Source organism: Alteromonas sp. 07-89-2, assembly GCF_013113925.1.
Classification (GTDB): Bacteria; Pseudomonadota; Gammaproteobacteria; order Enterobacterales; family Alteromonadaceae; genus Alteromonas; species Alteromonas macleodii.
Window position 1 is genome coordinate 1 of sequence record NZ_VTYM01000031.1, and the last position, 21015, is coordinate 21015.

Annotated in this window: 15 protein-coding genes; 6 read left to right on the forward strand and 9 right to left on the reverse strand. The window is 44.9% G+C overall.

Features of this window, described 5'->3' with window-relative positions; translation table 11 throughout:
* Positions 1-117: 117 nt before the first annotated feature.
* From F0261_RS17140 to F0261_RS17175, 8 genes are all read right to left on the reverse strand, one after another.
* Complete coding sequence (locus F0261_RS17140; protein WP_171338526.1) at positions 118-2631, reverse strand: ATP-binding protein; 2514 nt, start codon at positions 2629-2631, stop codon at positions 118-120.
* Complete coding sequence (gene nosP / locus F0261_RS17145; RefSeq protein WP_014980253.1) at positions 2618-3808, reverse strand: nitric oxide-sensing protein NosP; 1191 nt, start codon at positions 3806-3808, stop codon at positions 2618-2620. The genes F0261_RS17140 and nosP overlap by 14 nt, the downstream gene beginning before the upstream one ends.
* A complete protein-coding gene (locus tag F0261_RS17150; protein ID WP_171338527.1) occupies positions 3777-5873 on the reverse strand; it encodes a 4Fe-4S binding protein in 2097 nt (698 codons plus the stop codon). The genes nosP and F0261_RS17150 overlap by 32 nt, the downstream gene beginning before the upstream one ends.
* 40 nt (positions 5874-5913) lie before the next feature.
* Positions 5914-7431 (reverse strand): aldehyde dehydrogenase family protein, encoded by a 1518-nt coding sequence (locus tag F0261_RS17155; RefSeq protein WP_118492296.1) that lies wholly within the window; start codon positions 7429-7431, stop codon positions 5914-5916.
* A gap of 142 nt (positions 7432-7573) precedes the next feature.
* Positions 7574-8251, reverse strand: coding sequence for a response regulator transcription factor (locus tag F0261_RS17160; RefSeq protein ID WP_014950685.1), 678 nt, complete (start codon positions 8249-8251; stop codon positions 7574-7576).
* Positions 8248-9507, reverse strand: a complete 1260-nt coding sequence (locus F0261_RS17165) for a sensor histidine kinase (protein WP_171338528.1) — start codon at positions 9505-9507, stop codon at positions 8248-8250. The genes F0261_RS17160 and F0261_RS17165 overlap by 4 nt, the downstream gene beginning before the upstream one ends.
* Positions 9508-9687: 180 nt before the next feature.
* Positions 9688-11004, reverse strand: coding sequence for a PAS domain-containing methyl-accepting chemotaxis protein (locus F0261_RS17170; RefSeq protein ID WP_171338529.1), 1317 nt, complete (start codon positions 11002-11004; stop codon positions 9688-9690).
* A 266-nt stretch (positions 11005-11270) separates the two neighbouring features.
* Complete coding sequence (locus F0261_RS17175; RefSeq protein WP_014950688.1) at positions 11271-12155, reverse strand: LysR family transcriptional regulator; 885 nt, start codon at positions 12153-12155, stop codon at positions 11271-11273.
* Positions 12156-12253: 98 nt separating this feature from the next.
* Between F0261_RS17175 and F0261_RS17180 the strand changes: the two genes are divergently transcribed.
* From F0261_RS17180 to F0261_RS17195, 4 genes are all read left to right on the forward strand, one after another.
* Entirely contained in the window at positions 12254-13753 is a 1500-nt protein-coding gene (locus F0261_RS17180) for a CoA-acylating methylmalonate-semialdehyde dehydrogenase (protein ID WP_171338530.1), read from the forward strand.
* Positions 13754-13767: 14 nt separating this feature from the next.
* Positions 13768-14643 carry a 3-hydroxyisobutyrate dehydrogenase gene (mmsB, locus tag F0261_RS17185; protein WP_216600855.1) on the forward strand — a complete coding sequence of 292 codons (876 nt, stop codon included), beginning with the start codon at positions 13768-13770 and terminating at the stop codon, positions 14641-14643.
* Positions 14644-15173: 530 nt separating this feature from the next.
* A complete protein-coding gene (locus F0261_RS17190; protein WP_171338531.1) occupies positions 15174-15896 on the forward strand; it encodes a lipocalin/fatty-acid binding family protein in 723 nt (240 codons plus the stop codon).
* A 70-nt stretch (positions 15897-15966) separates the two neighbouring features.
* Positions 15967-16731, forward strand: a complete 765-nt coding sequence (locus F0261_RS17195) for a zinc-dependent metalloprotease family protein (RefSeq protein WP_014950692.1) — start codon at positions 15967-15969, stop codon at positions 16729-16731.
* A 74-nt stretch (positions 16732-16805) separates the two neighbouring features.
* On the opposite strand, the gene F0261_RS17200 is transcribed toward F0261_RS17195, so the two are convergent.
* Positions 16806-18836, reverse strand: coding sequence for a BCCT family transporter (locus F0261_RS17200; protein WP_171338532.1), 2031 nt, complete (start codon positions 18834-18836; stop codon positions 16806-16808).
* 335 nt (positions 18837-19171) lie between these two features.
* Between F0261_RS17200 and F0261_RS17205 the strand changes: the two genes are divergently transcribed.
* Positions 19172-19780 carry an RNA polymerase sigma factor gene (locus F0261_RS17205; protein ID WP_069944938.1) on the forward strand — a complete coding sequence of 203 codons (609 nt, stop codon included), beginning with the start codon at positions 19172-19174 and terminating at the stop codon, positions 19778-19780.
* Between the two features lie 36 nt (positions 19781-19816).
* Positions 19817-20845, forward strand: a complete 1029-nt coding sequence (locus F0261_RS17210) for a FecR domain-containing protein (RefSeq protein WP_171338533.1) — start codon at positions 19817-19819, stop codon at positions 20843-20845.
* Positions 20846-21015: the final 170 nt, after the last annotated feature.

Below are 21015 nucleotides of genomic sequence, written 5' to 3' on the forward strand. Positions count from 1 at the left end.
GTGAAAATACTTCAACGAGAAGCCGGATATACGGACGCAAACCATTTTAGTCAAAACAGCATGTTTACTCTTGCAATAATGGGGGAGACCATATACAGGCCCTATGTTCCTATACTTTTAGCCATTCAAGCTTGAGACTAGCGCCGCCTTAAGCACCGAAGAGTTAACAGGTTTGTGCAGCAGCTGAATGTCGGTGCCTTCAAGTTCATTCGCTAACGCTTTTGAGTGATTAGCGGTGCAAATCATAATGGGCATTGAAGGCGCGATTTTTCTTACGCGTTTCGCAATGTCTAAACCGGTTTCTTCTTCATCTAGGTGGTAATCGACAATAAGCATGTCGCACTCGTCAAAACTGCCATTATTTACAGCGCTGCATTGTTCAAAACCTGAGAAAGTGTCTACTTCCATGTCCCAGTTTGCGAACAACGTTTGCATAGCAATGCGCATATTCGCATCGTTATCAATATGCCATATATGCTTATCCAAAACGTAATCTGGTAACGATGGCTCCAAAGTATAAAGATAGTCCTGCTCCTGGCTCGTATCACACACTTCGGTAATAGGAATGGTCACCGTGAAGCACGCGCCTACGCCCTCTTTCGAGCGCACTCGAATATCGTGCTCTAGCAACTTACTCATTTTATCTACAATGTATAATCCCAGACCCAAACTGTAAGAGTAGTTAAAATCGTTTTCTAATCTGGAAAACTCTTTAAAAATAACTTTCTGATCGTCTTCGCTTATACCCACACCTTGATCATAGATGCTAATTTCCAGGTTCTCATTCACCTTTCGTGCTGCCAGTAACACCTTGCCGTTGGCACCGTATTTCATTGCATTTATTAATAAATTTCGCAATATTCGAGAAAGTAAGTTCACGTCTGTTTCCACGAAAGCTTCCTTCAAGCGGTAGCGAAAATCAACGTTATAGTCTTTACTGATATGCGTAAACTCTTCGGCTAGCTGCATAAGTAACGGCAATACATTTTCTTGCTGTTTGTCAGGCTGTAACACCCCAGCGTCCAGTTTAGATGTTTCAATAAGCGTGCGAATAAGGCCATGTAAATCAGACAGTGAATTATCGAGGGCGGCAACAATGGGGCTGGATGAACTATCCACTTGATCTTTCAATGTTTCGTTGAACAAGATGGCAGCGCTAAGGGGCTGCATAAGATCGTGGCTAATAGCAGCCAAAAATTTGCTCTTTGAATCAATCGCTTCTTGAAGGGCGATGTTGGCGTGATTGAGTTCACGGGTACGCTTTTCTACATTCGACTCTAATTGGTCTTTAGCCGCTTTAAGCTGGAGTTGGCTTTCTACCTGCTGCGACACGTCTGTTGCCAAGACAAAGTGCCCGGTGATATCGCCAGATTCATTAAAATGAGGTAAATAAACTTTCTGTAAAAAGCCAACGTCGCCATGAGCATTTTTTTCTTTGCTTTGAAAGCTCACCACTTCGCCTTGGTTAACACGGCGCAAGTACTGAATAAGATTGGGGTAAACCTCTTTCAGATGGCTTCGATCCATAGGCATATCATTAATGTCTTGCTCACTAACGCCATACCAATCGCGATAACCTTTATTGGTGTATTGAAACTTTTTATCGGTACCAATGTAAGCAATAAGCGCCGGTACATTATCGGTTATCATGCGGATCCAGCTTTCGTTTTGCTTCAGCGTTTCCGCGTAGTGATGCTGCGATGTAACATTGGTGAACGTGCACAGCGTATTGCCGTCGGGCAGTGTAGTGATGTTGCGTTCAACCACCAATTGCTCGTGGATAATCTGGGTACGTGGCCCCACCGGGTTTAAGTTGAGCCCGCTCCAGTGACGGTTATTTTGAAGGGCATAAATATTCTTACTGTTTACCAGTACGTGCTGAGGCACGTTTGATTGGGTCAAAAACGTGTTATTCCAAAACGCAATGCCACCTTCTTTATCAATGAGCAATATTCCAACATCAATATTATCGATAAGGCTTTGCAACAGCTTGTTTTTCTCTTTAATGACTTGCTCGTAACGATTCGATTCAAGCAGTTTTACTTCAGTGATGTCGTTAAACAGAATAACGTTCCCGCCTTCTTGCGTGGGTCGGTTGGTCAGCTGATACCATCGCCGGTTCGACAACTGATAGATCATCCTGCCTTCGACATCAGCAGGCAGGGCGCGGCGAATAACCCCGGAATGCTTGGCAGCTTGGGTGATATCGTAATAGTTATCGCCAATTTTAGGGGTAATGGAAAGGTCATCCCAAACAGTTTCAAAGTGCCGATTAAAGAAAATGATCCCGCCCAGTCTATCTAGCAACACCATCGCCTGATTGGTACTTTCAATGGCATCGTGTAAACGCTGCTTCACCTGATGGGTTTCTTCGTGAGCACGCACCAGTTCGGCGTTTGACTGTTCCAGCTTTTGCAGTACTGACTGTAGCTCCTCTGTTTTCTGACTCACTTTTTCAGAGAGTTGAACCGAATGTTCGAAGGCGCGGTAACTGTGATGATTAAAACCGCCCTCTTCCATGCGATACATCAGCGCTGCGTTTATTTTCTCAAGCTTTTCGTTTTCACGCCGTTGCTCGTAAAGCGCCTTTTGGAGCGCTTCCACGTCGGTAAATTGATTATTGGGCTGCAAAATACACCCCCGTAAACGTTTGGTTCAAGTGAACCGAGTGAATATGCTCGCCATAGGCATTGAAGCCCGCGACATTGTACCTTTGCTGTAGCCGTCTTATTTCGTGGTCGTTTTTGCCCTGTTGAATTTCGAGCCTTCGCAAAAAGCAATCGCAAGCATAGACAAATTCGGGCTCGCCAAGCTGAGCGCGCAGTTTGTCTAGTTTACTTTCTAATGCTTCAATGCAGTCTCCCAGCTGAACAAATGTAAGAATAATGCCAATATCTACCGCGCAGTAAAAGGTAATGGCGTTAGTGGCCAAATCTACTTTTTGAATAGAGCGGATGAAATATTTGCCACCTACCATCACAGCAAGGGGAAACATGGAAAACACATCCGGCGTTAAGTCTTCAGCTTTCATTCCCAATAAACTGGCGTAATACTGCGCTGCGGGTTCACCGTTAATCTCATACACGGTTCGCGACTCAGGATCGGCGTGGGTGACCACCAGCTTCGATACGGGAGAGTTAATGTGATCAATGGAGAACACGGTGAAGGGCTTTCCCGTGCCAACAAGCAGCAGTACTGCTGCGTCTCGATGAAATTCACCGTTGTAAAACACATAGGTGGCTTCAAGCTTTAGATCGTCGCCAGCGCTACCGCCTAAGTGTGGAATATTGCCAAATGCAGTCGCAAAGGTTTCTAGAAAATGTTCCTCATGGCGGGTAAGTCCATCGAGCACAGAAATAACGAAGTGCTGCTCTGTATCGTAACGACGCTCCCTCCCCTGTAAGGCTCGGCGCAAACCACTGGCAATATCGTGGGCTTCATCAAAGTTTACTTCGCCTAAATTAGGCACCAATGCTGTGGCAATAGAAAATTCGTTTTTCAAAAACGCGACGGCCAAAAGTTTTTCTGTTCCATACCCATTTTTATTAAATTCTCCAGCACTGGTGCAGCCAACAATATTCACGTGCGGAAAACGTGCGGAGATTTCCTTTGCTACGGTGTCTAAGTCAAACAGCGTGCTGGTATGAAAAAGTAATAGCTCTATTTCATCGCACTTAACGTTGGCTAAAATCTCATTAGCCACATCACGGCAGGCTTCTTTAGCACCGTATAAACTAGAATGGTTGTCATCGTTAACCTTGCTATTAGCAGGTTGACTAAGTGCGGACAGGATTGAGGTTTTTGACACGCGTTGGCACCTTTTTCTTTTTATATTTATCGATTTTGCACAAGTCAGGGTTATCTAACGTAACCACACACTCAAGGCACTGAATACATTCAGCATAGTCAATGCTGCCGTCTTGTTCTATAGCATCAATACCACATTTCTTTTGTTTGCACAGCTGACACGGGTTACCACAGGCATCTTTACGTGTAAGCAATTTAACGAAAGGGAAACGCCCCAGAATGGCGAGCCCAGCTCCCAATGGACATAAATAGCGGCAGTACACTTTATGAATTTTTAAGCTAAGTAGCAGCAATAAAACCGAATACAGCACAAAGGGCCAATACCGAACAAAGTGTAGGGTTATGGACGTTTTGAACGGCTCTATTTCAGCGAGCTTCTCCGCAAGGTTTAGCGAATAGAATGAGCACGCAACAAGCCCTAAAAGCAACCCATATTTGATTTTTTGCGCCCGTTTGTGGTGCTGAGGTTTAATTCTAATTTGTTTTATCCTGAGCTTTTCAGCCAGTATTCCCATCATTTCCTGGAGTGCTCCGAAGGGGCAAAGCCAGCCACAAAATAGTCCCCGCCCAACGATAAACAACGAAACAAATACAAAGCTCCACAAAATAAAAATGACCGGGTCGAGAAGATATACCTCTAAGGAAAATCCATCGACAATATCCAGTAGCAGCGTGTATATGTTGACAACAGACAGTTGCCCTTGAGCGTAAAAGCCAATAAAAAACAGCACGAACACAAGGGAAAATGCCCGCACTGTATGCACAAACTTGGTGTAAGGCGTTAGCCTTTGCTGGAATGCAAAAAACAACGACAGCGCTACAAGATAAACAACGGTGATGCTTATCGTTAAGGTTCTGTCCATCCAAATTTTCTGCCACAACGGAATGGGCTTCGCTAACTGAGCCTCAGGATTTTCCATAAATAGTTCACTAGGCAGTGTCACTTTCAAAGGGAACAGATGCTCATCTTGCTCGAAGAAACTTGGCTTAAACGGCACACTAATCGCTATTTCCATTTCTTGGTCAAGTGACAGCCCACCTTTCGATTTTACTCGAAGTACTTTGATCTCGTTGTAGTCGGGCAATGCTTGTGAAAATGCGGGATCATAGAAGCTATAAAAATCGATATCGCGGATAGCCGTGGGAAAACCGCCTTGAGATACCCGTAAATGCTCAGGTGTGGTTTGGGGAATAAACTCATCGCTGATAAAACTGAAACCTTTCGTATTCAGCACCATCAGTGCCATTTCACCCGGATTTAGATTTTCCTGTAACCGAGCAAATTCCTCTTCATCCAGCAGGTTTTTCCCCACAATAGGAAGACTTAAAAACGCATAGTAGTGTTCGGCGATGATGTCACCATCAAGGGCAAACTCGCTTTGGATATCGTCAACCGCCCGAATCACTTCTCTCGATAGGCCTTCGGTATTCTGTCGAGTAATTTGGTGTTTTTGAATGTAGCCCTTGTCCACCAATTCGCTAAAAGTAAGAGGTTCGAAAAAGTCTGGATTGATAATATTGTTGCTAGGCGCAACAAAGCCATCGAGCTTAGCTCTGGCAACGGCTAATGCAGATGTCACGATGGTATCGTTGATAACCAGCACCGATACGGTGGCTTTCGTAACCCCATCAAAGTAGGTAGCGTCTTTGCCTACATTGCTTTTCCCACCAATGATAAAACGCTCTTTGACACTGTGCCCTTGATATTGAGCAACGAAATCAAACATAGACTTCTCGCCAAGCCCGTGCAAAAAAATCGGCTCGCTATGCTGCTTGACGAAAAGATCGACCACATTGCCTTGTGTGTCTAGCCCAATCACTACATTAACCGGTTTGCCTGAAAAGCCTATGAAGTCGACAAAGTCATTCGACTCAAAAACATATCCGAGTAGTTGCTGAAGCTGATAGACCGGGGTTACCTTGATGTCAGTGTGCATCTCCCCCACGCGTGTAGCGTTGGGAAATATTTTGTAAATGTCTTGTGGAATGTCTGTCGCGTCAGACTGCGCCAACACATTGGTGCTGAGAAACAGCAAGAAAATGATTGAGGAAAATGCGATGCGCATAAAAGTAGCGGGCGGCGGTAGGCGCCGCCCTCAGGTTTACTTAGAAGAAACCAAGTGGGTTGATGTCGTAGCTTACCAATAGATTTTTTGTCTGCTGGTAGTGATCTAGCATCATCTTGTGGGTTTCGCGGCCAATCCCCGATTTCTTGTAGCCGCCAAATGCAGCGTGAGCTGGATACAAGTGATAACAGTTCGTCCATACGCGACCTGCTTCAATCGCTCGACCTACGCGGAATGCTACATTCGCATCGCGGCTCCATACACCTGCGCCTAGCCCGAAGCTTGTGTTGTTGGCAATCTCAATCGCCTCTTCTTCGGTTTTGAAGGTTTGAACAGCGATTACCGGACCAAAAATCTCTTCCTGGAACACACGCATGTGGTTTTCACCCTTCAAGATAGTCGGCTGAATGTAGTAGCCTCCATCAAAGCCTGGTAACTGTTCTTTCTCACCTCCAGTGACAACCTGAGCTCCTTCTGACTTACCGATATCGATGTATTTAAGGATCTTTTCGAACTGCTCGTTAGATGCCTGCGCGCCTACCATGGTGTCTGTGTCTAGTGGGTTGCCGCGTTTGATCTTCTGAATTTTTTCCAACACTTTTTCCATGAACGCATCATAGATGTCTTCGTGAATAATCGCTCGAGAAGGACACGTACATACTTCACCTTGGTTGAAATAGCCAAGCACTAACCCTTCCGCACACTTATCAATAAATTCTGGTTCGTGATCCATAATGTCTGCGAAGAATAAGTTTGGCGATTTGCCGCCAAGCTCTACAGTAGATGGAATAAGGTTTTCGGCAGCACAGCGAAGGATGTGCCCGCCAACTGGGGTAGAACCGGTGAACGCAATTTTTGCAATTCGAGTGCTCGTTGCCAGGGCTTGCCCTGCTTCTGCACCAAATCCATTAACAATATTAAGAACGCCTGGTGGCAGTAAATCTTGGATTAGTTCGGCGAACAATAAGATAGATACTGGTGTTTGTTCTGCTGGCTTTAACACCACTACGTTACCGGTAACAAGTGCTGGCGCAAGTTTCCATGCAGCCATAAGTAGCGGGAAGTTCCATGGAATGATTTGTCCAACTACACCATAAGGTTCATGGAAGTGATACGCCACCGTGTTTTTATCAATTTCACCGATGGTGCCTTCTTGGCTTCGAATACAGCCTGCGTAATAACGGTAATGGTCTGCGCAAAGCGGGATGTCGGCATTCAGTGTTTCACGAACGGCTTTACCGTTATCCCAAGTTTCTGCAACGGCGAGTAGCTCTAGGTTTTCTTCGATGCGATCGGCTATTTTCAGAAGAATGTTAGAACGCTCAGCTACTGATGTATCTGCCCAACCTTTTTTCGCAGCGTGAGCGGCATCTAAAGCAAGCTCAATATCTTCAGACGTTGAACGAGGGATTTGTGCGATGTCACTGCCATCTACTGGTGATGTTGCGGTGAAGTACTCACCTTTAACCGGTGCAACCCATTCGCCATTGATAAAATTACCGTAGCTTTCTTTGAAGCTTACGACCGAACCTTCACTACCTGGCTTTGCATAAATCATAAGAAATACCTTTTGATAACGTTGCGCGTACCACGCGCAGTAACTTGGTTTGTTGTGTAGTTTGATAATGGTACTTTTACGTTGTACCTACCATGATGCGATAGACCGATTTGACTCCTACTTTAGGAGGGGAAACCTATGGCTACTTCTCACTCTTCTCGACAAAAGACACCGATTGAGACGCTGAAAGCTCTGCATCACCGATGTAACCGTGTTTAGCCGCAATGGCTGAAAACTGGGAGGGCACCGCGTCAAGCTTTCGCTTAATGACGGTAAGTGCGTTAGAAACAGTCTTAGCCGATAGGCCCAACTCATCAGCAATATCGAAGCGGGATTTATTCATTGCTATAGCAATAAATATTTCGAACTCACGTTTTGTTAATTTGGCAGCAATGTCCACATTGGTATCGAGAAGTTGATTGGCTAAATTTACCGCCAGGCCTCGCTCAATATACTTTTGCCCTTTTGCAACGACCTTAATTGCCGAGATCAATATTTCAGGCGAACTACTTTTACTGATGTACCCCATAGCACCGGTCTGCATGGCGCGGTGCAATATGACGCTGTCTTCGAACATACTGAAAAAGATAATTTTTAAATCTGGATGTCGCTTCAAAAAAATCTTGGCTAAAACAAGGCCACTTTCATTTGAAAGATTTATGTCGAGGATTAGGATCTCAATGTCACTACTGGCTAATAAACGATGGGTTTGCGCGCCGTTTTCAGCATCAAAAATACGGCAATCGGGCATCATCGCATTGAGTAAAGCTTTGTATCCTTCACGCACCACAGCGTGGTCGTCGACAATTAGAATATTCATGCGACGTTAGCGCCCATAAGAGGAGGCATTTCTTTAAGGGTAAGGGACAGCGATACAGCAACGCCGCCACCATCGGGTGACGTCACACTGCAATTTGCTCCTATACAACGTGCTCGGCTGCGCATTGAAGACATGCCAATATTTTCTACAATGTGGTTCCCTAATCCCCGACCGTTGTCTTTGACCATCACAGAAACACGGTGAGTATCGCCATAAATTTGAATGCTAACCTTGGTGGCCTTCGCATGTTTAATCACGTTGTTAATGGCTTCTTGAGCAAATCGGTAAAGATGAATATCTCGCTCATTATCTTCTTGATAGCGCTTTAGATTAATTGACACGTCCCACTGCGTATCGGGCTGTGCTACTTCTTGTTCGTACACCAATCGCTCAAGCGACGACTGAAGAGAGACTCTATCTAAAACAAGCGGGTGTAGGTGAGCAGTGAGTTTTCTAATTGCATCGCTTATTTGATGTGACATCACTTGAACCTTCTGCGCCGACAGTTCAACAACAGATCGCTCTTTTGCGTTAACCAAAATATAAGCGTGGGCTTTTATCGTGGTCAGCAATTGCCCCACATTATCGTGAAGCTCTCTGGCAAGGTAATTACGCTCTTGCTCTTGAAGAAGAGCTAACTGCTTATCTATTTTTATGAGCTGCTTTTCTTTTGATTTAAGTGCATTTTGCAGATGCTTAAATTGGTCTAATACCCTGTTCATTTCGGTGATATCTGAATGTGGCAGGGGCTGTGATTCTTTGCCTTCTCGTAGCTCAGATAACGCGGCAGCGAGCTGATTTAGCGGCACTAACCTTTGCTTAACCGCCACTTTTAACGTAAACAGCAACAGGACAAAGGTTGCGAAAAACAGTCCCGCCACCAAGGCAAAAAAAGTGAGATTCTGGGTGAGTTCAGTAGCATCAAAAGGCGTAACAATAAGATACTGATTTTCCTGAATTGGGATGATAACAGGTGTGAGTGCAGTACGTTCGGTTGTCGGCATCACTGAGGTCTGCTCTGCCTGAAGGCGCCCCGTGAAATAATGGGCGGATAAGTGAGGGCTAGGCTCTACAATCGCTTCGATATCAGCAACAGGGATATTGAGGTTGACCATTTCTCGCACTTGGTTAAGCGCGCCCGTCATCTCTTCCTCAATGTTATCTTGTATGTGGAAGTAGACCAGACAGGTAAAAACCAAAAAGCAGCCAATGAATACGGCCACTATAGCTGTAGATATTTTCGTAAAACCTGACATAACCGCCCCTGCAAGCCTTTTATTACAGGGTTATGCTATAGAGGCTGCGTTAAAAAGCACATCCTGCAATAGGGGCGAATTCATCCTACCAAGGTAGGATGAATTCTGTTTTGAGCGATGTTTTATTTGGTAAGAACTTAGACAGTTTACACTTATCGGTAAGCCTGTTTCTCTGTGCTACTAGCTTCCCAGTCGACTGCTGAATTGGCCTACTGCATCAACGACTTCTTTTGCACCGTCTTGAATTTGTTCGATAACTTCACCCGCCTCTCTGGCGTAGTTGAGCCCTGATTGCGCCTTTTCATCACCTTCATTAACCAAATTTACTGCGTCGGTGGCCAATGTCTGGTTGTGTTTAACCACATTGATGATTTCTTCTGTGGCTTCGGTTGTACGCGATGCTAACTGACGCACCTCGTCAGCAACTACAGCGAAACCTCGCCCCTGATCGCCAGCACGTGCCGCCTCAATCGCAGCATTTAGAGCAAGCAAGTTGGTTTGTTCGGCAATAGCGCTGATACTTCCGATAATAGTGGCAATTTGTTGAGACTGAGCGTCCAACGCATTAATCCCCTCTTTTGCCCTATCCATTTGCTGCGACAGCGAAGACATTTCAGAAAGCAGTTCGCTAATGACTTCCTTTCCTCGCGTGGCGATTTGATCCGTTGTGTTTGAAGAACGGTAGGCGATATCAGCAGCACTGGACACGGCATTTTCTCGCGCCACCTGCTCAGTAATATCAGTAGCCAGCTTAACCACTTTATACATACGACCGTGAGAATCACAAATCGGGTTATAGGTGGCTTCCAGCCAAATAGTGTTGCCGTGAGAGTCGAAACGTTCGAATCTTCCTGCGACGAATTCACCCTGAGCAAGTCGTTCCCAAAACGTTTTATATTCGCGGGAATTCGCATACTCCGTATCACAGAAGATTCTATGATGCTGACCTTTAATGTCATTAAGACTGTACTTAACGGTTTTCAGGAAAGCTTCGTTTGCGTCCTGAATATTTCCGTTTAAATCGAATTCAATCGCCGCATTTGACTTGTGCAACGCGGCCACCAAATCTTCGTGTTCTTTCGAGTTGGCTATAGTGCGCGTGAGGTCGTTGAGGTTAACTGAGAATTTGTGAATATTCCCTTTTCCGTCAAAAATAGGTTCAACTACGCCCCTTAACCACGCTTCTTCACCATTTTCACGAAGAAACTCAATCGCCCCCCAGTAATGGACGCGCTGCTCGATAGAATCTTTCAGCTTTTTAAAATGAGGCGTGTTTCTGGCAATCTCGGGAACAAATTCAAAGAAGCGATGCCCTTTCACTTGAGAGAGTGAGTAACCTAGCTCTTTCTCGAACATCTCGTTGACGGCTTCAATTTCACCACGCTCATTAAGATTGAGAAAGATCATTTCTTCGCGCAAGCCATCTCGCACTTGCTTGAGTATGTGTAGCTCCTCGCGAAGCGCTTCGTTTTCTTTCACTAAGTGTTTATTGAACATAGGGCCTTCCCTGACAGAGAATTACAGTAATATGCCGTTTATCGGCAGTAACTAACCTTGCCTTAACGATAATTTGATGAATCTACACAAGGTTTAGCAAACGGTTCGCTAGACAATGTCTTTTTAACTAAGACGTGTCGGCCTAATTTATTAAAGCCTAGACCACATTCAGCCACTTGTATTAATGCGTGGCGAGTTTTTCGACGCTGCTACGCTATTTTTTACATATTTACCCTGCAAGAGACAGTAGATAAACGTCTAATTTTTTAGTCGAGAAATTTTGAATGGTATTGCGTAACTTTATCTGTAAGCCATTTTGTAAATACCTGAAAGCGTGCTTGAGAATGAGTTTCTTTGTGTGTGGCCAGCCAGAATGTACGCTTAATGTGAATCTCGTTTTCAATGAGTCGAACTAAGCCTGGCTGAGTTTCAGCCATAAATTTAGGCAAAATGCCTACTCCTGCGCCATTTACAAGCATTTGATACTGCGCATTAATACTGGTGCTGCGCAGCGCACTTAATTGTGACAAAGCTGTCTCTTCAATGAACTTTAATTGAGGCGCATACACCAAATCGGGCACGTAACTCACTAAATTGAAGGCGGTGAGCTCTTGTAATGTTCGTGGTTCGTTGTCGCTGATAAGGGACTGGTGGGTATAAAGATAAAGGTTATAGTCAGTTAATTTTTGTGTAACCAGCAAGCCTTTACTGGGCTTTTCTAACAAGATAGCCATATCGGCTTCTCGTTTGTTCAGGTTTAAAAAGCCGCTGGTTGCCACAAGCTCAATACTGATCCCCGGATACTGCTTTTTAAAATCGGGTAGTAAAGGCGCTAAAAACCAGCTACCGAAACCTTCAGAAACACTCACTCTGATCGTACCTGCCAAATGCGAGCGTTCATCACCTAATTCATTTTGTGCCTCTAGAAAGTAATGCTCTGCTTTTTCAATATACGTAACTAGCTCACTGCCATGGGTGGTAAGCACATACCCCTTTTTAGTTAGCTCGAACAACTTGCAATTTAATGAGTCCTCCAGTTTTTTTACACGACGAATTAATGTCGTAGGGTCTACTTTCAAGCCTTTAGCTGCAATAGCTACACGACCATTTCTTGCCAAACCAAGAAACAAACGCATGTCGTCCCAATTCACTTAAACACCTGCATTTTTACAGCACCATACTGCAAGTATATGTATTGTCTTTGCAAACACAAGGTTTCAATATTGTTAAAAATTACAGGAGCTATGTCATGAGAAAGATTGTTCACTTTATTGCAGGTAAAGATTTTGAGGATAGCAGCGAAAATACCGCGTCGGTATTTGCGCCTAACACCGGTGAAGTACAGGCTGAAGTAAGCTTGGCTAACACTTCAACTTTGGCCTATGCAATTGAAACAGCTCAAGCTGCACAGGTTGAGTGGGCAGCAACAAACCCTCAACGACGCGCTCGTGTTATGTTCAAGTTTAAAGAGTTGGTTGAAGCAAACCGCGATCGCTTAGCGGCACTATTATCAAGCGAGCACGGTAAAGTGTTGGTTGATGCGCAAGGTGATATTCAGCGTGGCCTTGAAGTTATCGAGTTTGCCTGTGGAATCCCTCATGCGCAAAAAGGTGAATATACCGAAGGCGCAGGCCCAGGAATCGATGTGTACTCCATGCGCCAAGCACTTGGTGTAGTGGCAGGTATTACGCCATTTAACTTCCCGGCCATGATCCCAATGTGGATGTTCGGTGTGGCAATTGCCTGCGGTAACGCGTTCATTTTAAAGCCATCAGAGCGCGATCCGTCAGTACCTGTTGAACTGGCAAAGCTTATGATCGAAGCAGGCCTTCCTGCAGGTGTACTTAACGTTGTACACGGTAACAAAGAAGTAGTTGATGGTATTTTAGATCATCAAACTATTAAGGCGGTGAGCTTTGTAGGCTCTTCTGATATCGCTAATTACGTGTACGAGCGTGGCGCTCGTGCAGGTAAGCGCGTTCAAGCCATGGGCGGCGCGAAAAACCACGGCATCGTAATGCCTGATGCAGATCTAGATCAGGTGGTAACCGACTTAGTTGGTGCTGCATACGGCAGTGCCGGGGAACGCTGTATGGCGCTACCGATTGTCGTTCCGGTGGGCGATGAAACCGCTGAGAAACTGAAAGCCAAGCTTATTCCGGCTATTAAAGACATTATGGTAAGTCATAGTGAAGATCCTAACGCTCATTATGGCCCTGTGGTTACTGCTGCTCACAAAGAGCGCGTTGAAGGCTATATCGACCTTTGCATAGAAGAAGGTGCTGAGCTTGTTTACGACGGCAGAACCAGTCAGATCCCAGACGACAGTCAAGGCTACTTCATCGGCCCAACGTTCTTTGACCACGTGACCAAAGACATGCGTTCATACCAAGAAGAGATTTTCGGTCCAGTGCTTCAAATGGTGCGCGCGAAAGATTTCAACGAAGCAGTTAACTTAGCAAGTGACCATCAATACGGTAACGGTGTAGCTATGTACACCCGTAACGGCCATGCGGCGCGCGAATTTGCGCAACGTGTAAACGTGGGCATGGTAGGGATTAATGTACCTATTCCTGTGCCAGTTGCTTACCACACCTTTGGGGGCTGGAAGCGCTCTGCATTTGGTGATACCAACCAGCACGGTATGGAAGGGGTGAAATTCTGGACCAAGGTTAAGACCATTACGCAGCGCTGGCCTGATGGCTCAGATACGAACGACAACGCCTTTGTTATTCCAACCATGGGCTAAGTGAGGAGACTATTATGACCACAGTTGCATTTATTGGCCTAGGTAATATGGGCTCAGGGATGGCAGATAACCTGGTTCAGAACGACTACAACGTATTGGCTTTTGACTTAAGCGAAGCGGCACTGGCCAAAGCCAAAGAAGCAGGGTGTACTATTGCGCAAAGTACCGAGCAAGCTGCTGCTGAGGCCGACATCGTTATCACTATGTTACCAGCAGGCAAGCACGTAAAAGATATCTATTCAAATCAGATCTTGGCTTCTGTCCGCGAAGGCACCTTGCTTATTGATTGCTCCACCATCGACGTAGAAACGGCGAAGAGTGTGTCGGAACTGGCAGAGAAAAAAGGCCTTAAAATGCTGGATGCGCCGGTTTCTGGTGGTGTTGCAGCGGCTGCGGGCGGCACACTCACGTTTATGGTGGGTGGCGACGCTGATGCATTTGACAAAGCCCATGGTGTACTTAGCGCAATGGGCAAAAAAATCGTTCATGCGGGCGGCCATGGTGCGGGACAAGCAGCAAAGATTTGTAACAACATGTTACTTGGCGCGACCATGATTGCGACGTGTGAAAGCTTCCAGCTGGCACAAAAACTAGGCTTAGATGCGCAAGTGTTCTTCGATATCGCGTCAAATGCCTCGGGACAGACATGGTCAATGACCACCTACTGCCCTGTAAAAGGTGTGGGGCCACAAAGCCCTGCTGATAACGATTTTGCTGGCGGTTTCGCTTCTGCGCTTATGCTCAAAGACTTGGGGCTGGCCATGCAGGGCGCGAAGGGCGTCAACGCGCAAGTACCTATGGGTGAGCTTGCTGCAAAGTGGTTTGAAATGCATTGCGAAGAAGGCAATGCAGGGATGGATTTCTCTTCAATAATCAACCGATTAGCGTAAGAGAAAACCAACAGTTCTCCGACGGCTACTTTCCCTCAGAAAAGGTGGCCTTCTTACTGAGCGAGTAAAGGATTTTACTCGCTCTTTTTTATCATTTCCCTACCTATCTCGCTTGTTTTTGCGCTGTTGTTACCTCGCAAGCTCCCTTATTAAGTGGAATTGTTCCTTTGTTATTTGGTGTTCCCTTTTCATCATCCAGAAGCCATTTTTAGGTGGCTTATTCGTTCTCACTCACATGGTCAAAACGAGCCAATTCGGCGTTCGGTCTACATCTTGCAATCCCGTATTTAGCCTAAGAAATTTACACTGCATTAAAGGGCTAAATTTTATACACCCCTATGCAAAGCGATACTTTTATAACCGTGAAAATATTATACGTTTTAATGACTTACTTAATTCACTAAGCAATTTCACTAAACACATTGGTTCTCTATATCGCTCACTTAGAGCGCGCTTTGAGAAGCAGAGTGTCGCTAATTTCTAACGTTTAATTTCCTAAATTCAGTAAGTAAAAATAAAAGGAACACACTATGAAAAAGCGTATTGTTGCCGCTTCGACGGCAATTGTAGCTATTGGTTGTATTTTCGCCTTTATCGATACAGCCCCCTCGGGCAAAAAAGAGGTAGCAGCGGCGAATGCTGAGACAAAACCTGTTGGTAAAGAAAGCGCTGTTGAAAGGCAACGAAACGGCAAAGTGTTATCGACAGGTGTCGATAACTTCAAACCAAAAAATGAAGCCGAGCTAAAAGCTCAGGCTACAACTACTACTAACGGTAAATCAGAGAAAGACACCATCGTCTGGACAACATCAGAAGATGGCAAAAAGGTACTTGAAGCAGAAGGCTATATTCCCGCTGATGTAACCGATGAAGCTTACATTGAGCTTGATCGTGAAGAATTAATGACGGTAGAAGTTGGCGAGTATCTCGATTTATACATCCCACAGTTCGGTGGCAGTTACACCGGTGAAGTTGACCACGTTGTCACTCATCCAAACGGCGATCGTACCGTAGAGGCCCACATCCCAGGTGCGGGCTCTCTCTACGCCGCTGTTATAACGCTTGGCGAAAACGCCACCTACGGAAACTTAGCCACGCCTCGCGACGTGTTTGTGCTTGAAGGCAATGATAAATACGCGTGGATCGCACCAAAGTCTTCAATGATGCAAAACCACATCGAACGTGAACCCGACAGCGAACGCCCGCTTAGCGACGACAACGCTGAAGAAGTCTTCGATCTCGGCCAAAACTAATCCCCTAGTGCCTGTTGAGCTTCACAGGAAATTCAACAAGCTCAAATAAAACAACAAGAAGGAAATAAAAATGAAACACACATTTAAGTGTTTAACGGCAATGGCAGTTTCACTGCTTTGTGCAACATCAGTAACAGCAGCCACCATCGATGTAATGGTGCTTTACACCCAACCTGCTGCAAATAATGTGTCTAATATCGACACTAAAATTAACCAATACATCTCACACGCCAACCGTGTTTATCAAAATAATGCGGTAGATTTACAGTTGCGTTTAGTGGGCGCTCAGTCTTCTGCTGCTACATCTAGCGACCTTCAACCTACCGAAAGTGCGCTAGACTTGTTAACTGATAGCAGTGGTGTGCAAAACGCACGATCTTCAAACGGCGCAGACATGGTTGTGCTTTTAGGTAATCGTGAAAACATTTATGAAGGCGGCCAGCTAGTGGGTTACGTGTGCGGCATTGGCTGGGTAGGTCAAGGCAACAACGGTACACTGTACTCTAGCTCGCAAAGCCGCATGTACAGCATTAGCGCCGTTGATTGCGGTCTGTCCACATTTGTTCATGAACTCGGTCACAACATGGGCTTAGGCCACTCTGTTCGCCAAGGCTCAGTAGGCGGTGTATATAATGATGGTATCGGTCACGGCGTTGATAATAACTTCTCAACTATCATGGCCTATCCTCAGGCATTCGGTAGTGCCACCCAGCTCGACTATTTCTCTGACCCTTATTGGTCAGGCTGTAATGGCCAAGCCTGTGGCGTTGAAAACGAATCTAATGCTTACCGCGCAGTAAATGCGGTTATTAACCAAATTGCTAACTACTTCTAAGTAAGTAATTAATTAGGGGATAAATAAGGGAAAGCAGCCTTGCTTTCCCTTCAACCTAAGCCCCTGTGGATTGTTTACTCTTTAGGCTGCGTCAACATGTCATCATACGCATCCATTTCCCAAGGCAGTTCGCCTGGGCTGGTATCGAGGAAGTGAAGATAACTTTCGAACTGATCTAAGATGTCCTTAGTAATACTCTCTTTGTCATATCCGTAAATATCGTAAGCTTGCCCTCCGCGGCGAAGGAATACTTCAGCGCGAAAATATTTTTCCGACTCGTCTTCTTCTGAACGCAGCTCTGCGTAGCTAAACCCTGGCACTAAATATTCAGTCATACGAATATCGTAGATAAAATCCATGTGATCGTGACGCTCAACAGTGAAGATGGCCCTTCCCGTTTCCTCATCAAGCTTAACGAACGCCTCCCACTCTCGCGCTTTCAAAGCAGCCTGTACGTCTTTCATCGCTGCAATCACAGTTTTATCAATAAACTCATGCACCTCATTTCGGCTGGGGTAATCGACCATTGCTGCGAGTCGGCCTTTTAGGCTAGTCGAGCGACCGTGGTTTCTATTAAGCGTATTCGCCTTCAAACTGTTGTTTCGGTAGCCTTCAATGACTAGCGCACGCCATAAGCCTGCTGCAGACGCTAGCATAATGAAGGCGAATGGTAATGCGCTCGCAATGGTCATCGTTTGCAGAGCATTCAGCCCGCCAGCCAACAGCAACACTGCAGCAACGGTTCCTTCCAGACACGCCCAGAATATACGCTGCCAAACCGGGCTTTCTTCTTTACCTCCAGAAGCAAGAGAATCGATAACCAACGACCCTGAATCTGATGACGTCACAAAGAACGTAATGATCAATAACACGGTCAAGCCTGACATGATTGACGCGCCAGGTAGCAAGTCATAGAGCTTAAATAAGGCAACAGCTTCGTTTTCCTGCACATCGCTAATGAGTGTAGTAACACCTTGGTTCATAATGGCATTTAGCGCGGTGTCGCCAAACACGGAAAACCAAAGGAAGGTGAACATGGTAGGCACAAGCATTACACCAAAAACAAACTGCCTAATGGTTCTGCCTCGACTTATCTTGGCGATAAACATGCCTACAAACGGCGCCCAAGCGATGGTCCAGCCAAAAATAAACAGCGTCCAGTTGCCAATCCAATCGCTGCGACTGTAGGCCTGAAGATTAAAGGTACGCTCAATGATGCCGTTGATATAACTTCCTGTGTTCTGTAAAAAGGTTTCTAAAATATGAACCGTTTCTCCGAAGATAAAAACGGTACTCATAAGCGATACAGCCAGAACCATATTAAGAATTGATAGCCTTTTAATGCCCTTATCCATGCCCGCGATAACCGATATTGTTGCGGCAATGGTTACGATTGCAATGGTGCCTACCTGCACCATGATATCAATGGGGATATCGCCGGAAAGATAATTTAGCCCCGCATTGATCTGTGTAACGGATAGCCCGAGCGTAGTCGCAATACCAAATAATGTACCGAGAATGGCGAATACGTCTACCGCGTGACCTATTGGGCCATAAATTTTATCCCCTATCAGCGGATACAAAGCTGAACGTATAGATAACGGCAAGCCATGTCGAAAAGCAAAATAGGCAAGAACCAAACCGACTAGCCCGTAGATCGCCCAGATGTGAAAGCCCCAATGAAAAAATGCGATTTGCATGGCTTGTTTCGCCGCATCAACAGTTTCAGCTGCTCCTGCAGGCGGTGAAGAATAGTGTAGAACAGGCTCTGCTACGCCAAAGTAGAGCAGCGCTACGCCGTAGCCTGCTGAGAACAACATAGAAAACCATTCGGGAAAGCTATATTGAGGCTCTGCATGATCGGGCCCCAACTTTATGTTTCCCCAGCTAGATGATGCTACCGATACAATGAATACCAAAAAGATAGCGACCGACAACATGTAAAACCAACCAAAGGTTTCTGTAATCCATGCCAATGTACTATCGAAGGCCTCGCCGGCAACTTCGGGGTTGCTGATGGTTCCGATCACCAGAAGCAAAATAATGACGACGGCGGGGAGAAATACAGGAAGAAGAATGGTGGAGTTGTTTACTTGGCCTTTCATAGCAAATCCCTTTTCACTGACAGGAAAGTTGAAACCCTGTGTAATGCGAACAAACTTTATATTTTCTACTTGTGAAGGTTTGAATCGGTTCAAGCTTGGTGTAAGCATATAAAGTCGGAACGTTCAGATTCCGACTGCGCTAACTAAGCAATTTCTTCATATAGCGAGCGTTCGTAGTGTTTTATTTATCTATCTTCCAGCGACATTTGAACGCTCTCAAATAACATACTGTTTGCTTGTCTAGGGACATACACTAATTCTGTAATAATTAGTAATTAACATAGTCTCCTTTCCAAAATACACCGCTTTTCGAAAGATATTTGTTTGGGATTAATGTGAATACGTTATCTAAAGTACACGCTGTTGGTTTTGTTGGTGAACAAGAAAATGAAATAGCCTCCCCTCGCAAAGGATTACCAAAGGCGAAAGTTCCCACTAAAAAGTCAGATTTTTCTTCGTTTTATCATATGCATTGGGAGGGATTATGCGCTTTCTTAAGAAAAACCTTTGGTTCAGGTCCTCCAGACCCTGAGGATGTAGCGCAAGACGCGTTTTACCAGCTGGCAAAGATGAAATCTCGCGAGCATATTGAAAACCCTAAGGCGTTTCTATACAAGATTTCAATTAACCTGACACTGCGTTCTTTGAAATCAGATAGATGGATTGCGAACGTTGTACCCGGTAACGACGAGTCGTTTGAATCAGAGTTACTGTCACTATCTGAGCCCGATAAAATTTTGCATTCACAGCAAGCTTTGCAGCAACTAGGGGCTTTGTTTTGCACTTTGTCAGAAAAGCAAAAATACATCGTAAGTGCAAGCCGACTTGAAGGCAAAACCTATCAACAGATTTCTGACGATACTGGATGGAGTATAGCCGATGTATGTCGGCAACTTAACAGTGCACTGGTTATCCTCGCAAGCTCAGTAGATGCAAATGATTGATTGTGCCTTAGGGAAAAACGAACAAAGAGATTGAACGTGAAACAGAATTCAAACGTCACCCATCTTAATGCTGAAAAGTCTATCAATGAACAAGCCATTCATTGGTTTACTTTAATGAACGATGAAGACTTAGCACATCAGTATCAGGAAGCATTTACCAAGTGGTACACCCATTCCCTACGTCATCGCAACGCGTTTAAAACTATTGCTAAAATGTGGGATAAAACAGGTTTTACTGATGACATTATTGCATATGAGACCGAAAAAAATTCAACACTAGAAACAGGCAAATCAACCCAACTCAAATATAAAGACCTGTACAAGAAAGTTGGTGCGCTCGTAGCGTTCGCTGCGACTTTAGTTATTACAGTTATTACTCTGCTAAATAAACAGGACCAATCATTTTCTCAACCCAGCCAAGTCTTTGCTTACTCTACGACAACAGCACAGATAAAGAATATTACGTTGCCTGATGGCAGCAAACTCACTCTAGGTCCTACAAGTAGTGTTTCGTATACGGAGCTAGACACAACCCGTTCTATTGAACTGAGTCAAGGAAGAGCATTTTTTGATGTAGTCTCGATGACCAATAAACCTTTCATAGTAAATAGTGGTGTTAATACTATAGAAGTGACAGGCACTGAATTTGAAGTAGATGTAAATAACTTCAAAAAAACCACTCGAGTAAGTGTTGTGGAGGGCAGTGTTAAAGTTTCAGGTAAAGGCGAAGCACCTGTGTTCCTATCTCAAGGAGAACGAGTTTCTGCACCACTAACTGGGGGACCGATGACGAGCATAACGACTTTCTCAGATAAAGAAACACTCGCTTGGATGGACAATAAACTTATTTTTAATAATACCCCTATTACAGAGTTCTTGTATCGAATACAACCTTATGTAGAGCAAACCCTCTCTCTTGAAGGTTTTAGTTCTGATGCTGTTACGATAAACACGATAGTTACCCCTTCCAATGTTCACACACTGCTCGATTCTTTGCCTGCGGCTTATCCACTGGAAATGGTGAGAACAAGTAGCACAATTACATTCACCTATTCTGAAAATTAGCAGTTAGCGGTACTTTTTTGAATGCAAAAGTGCCGCAATCAATTTAGTTACATTCATGAAGGTTTTATGAAACCTGACATAGTTTTGAAAAAGATTTCCTCTCTTTGCCTCTTTGTTCACGACAGTCGACTGCAACACACTTAATTTGAACTCAATCGGCAGTAAACCAC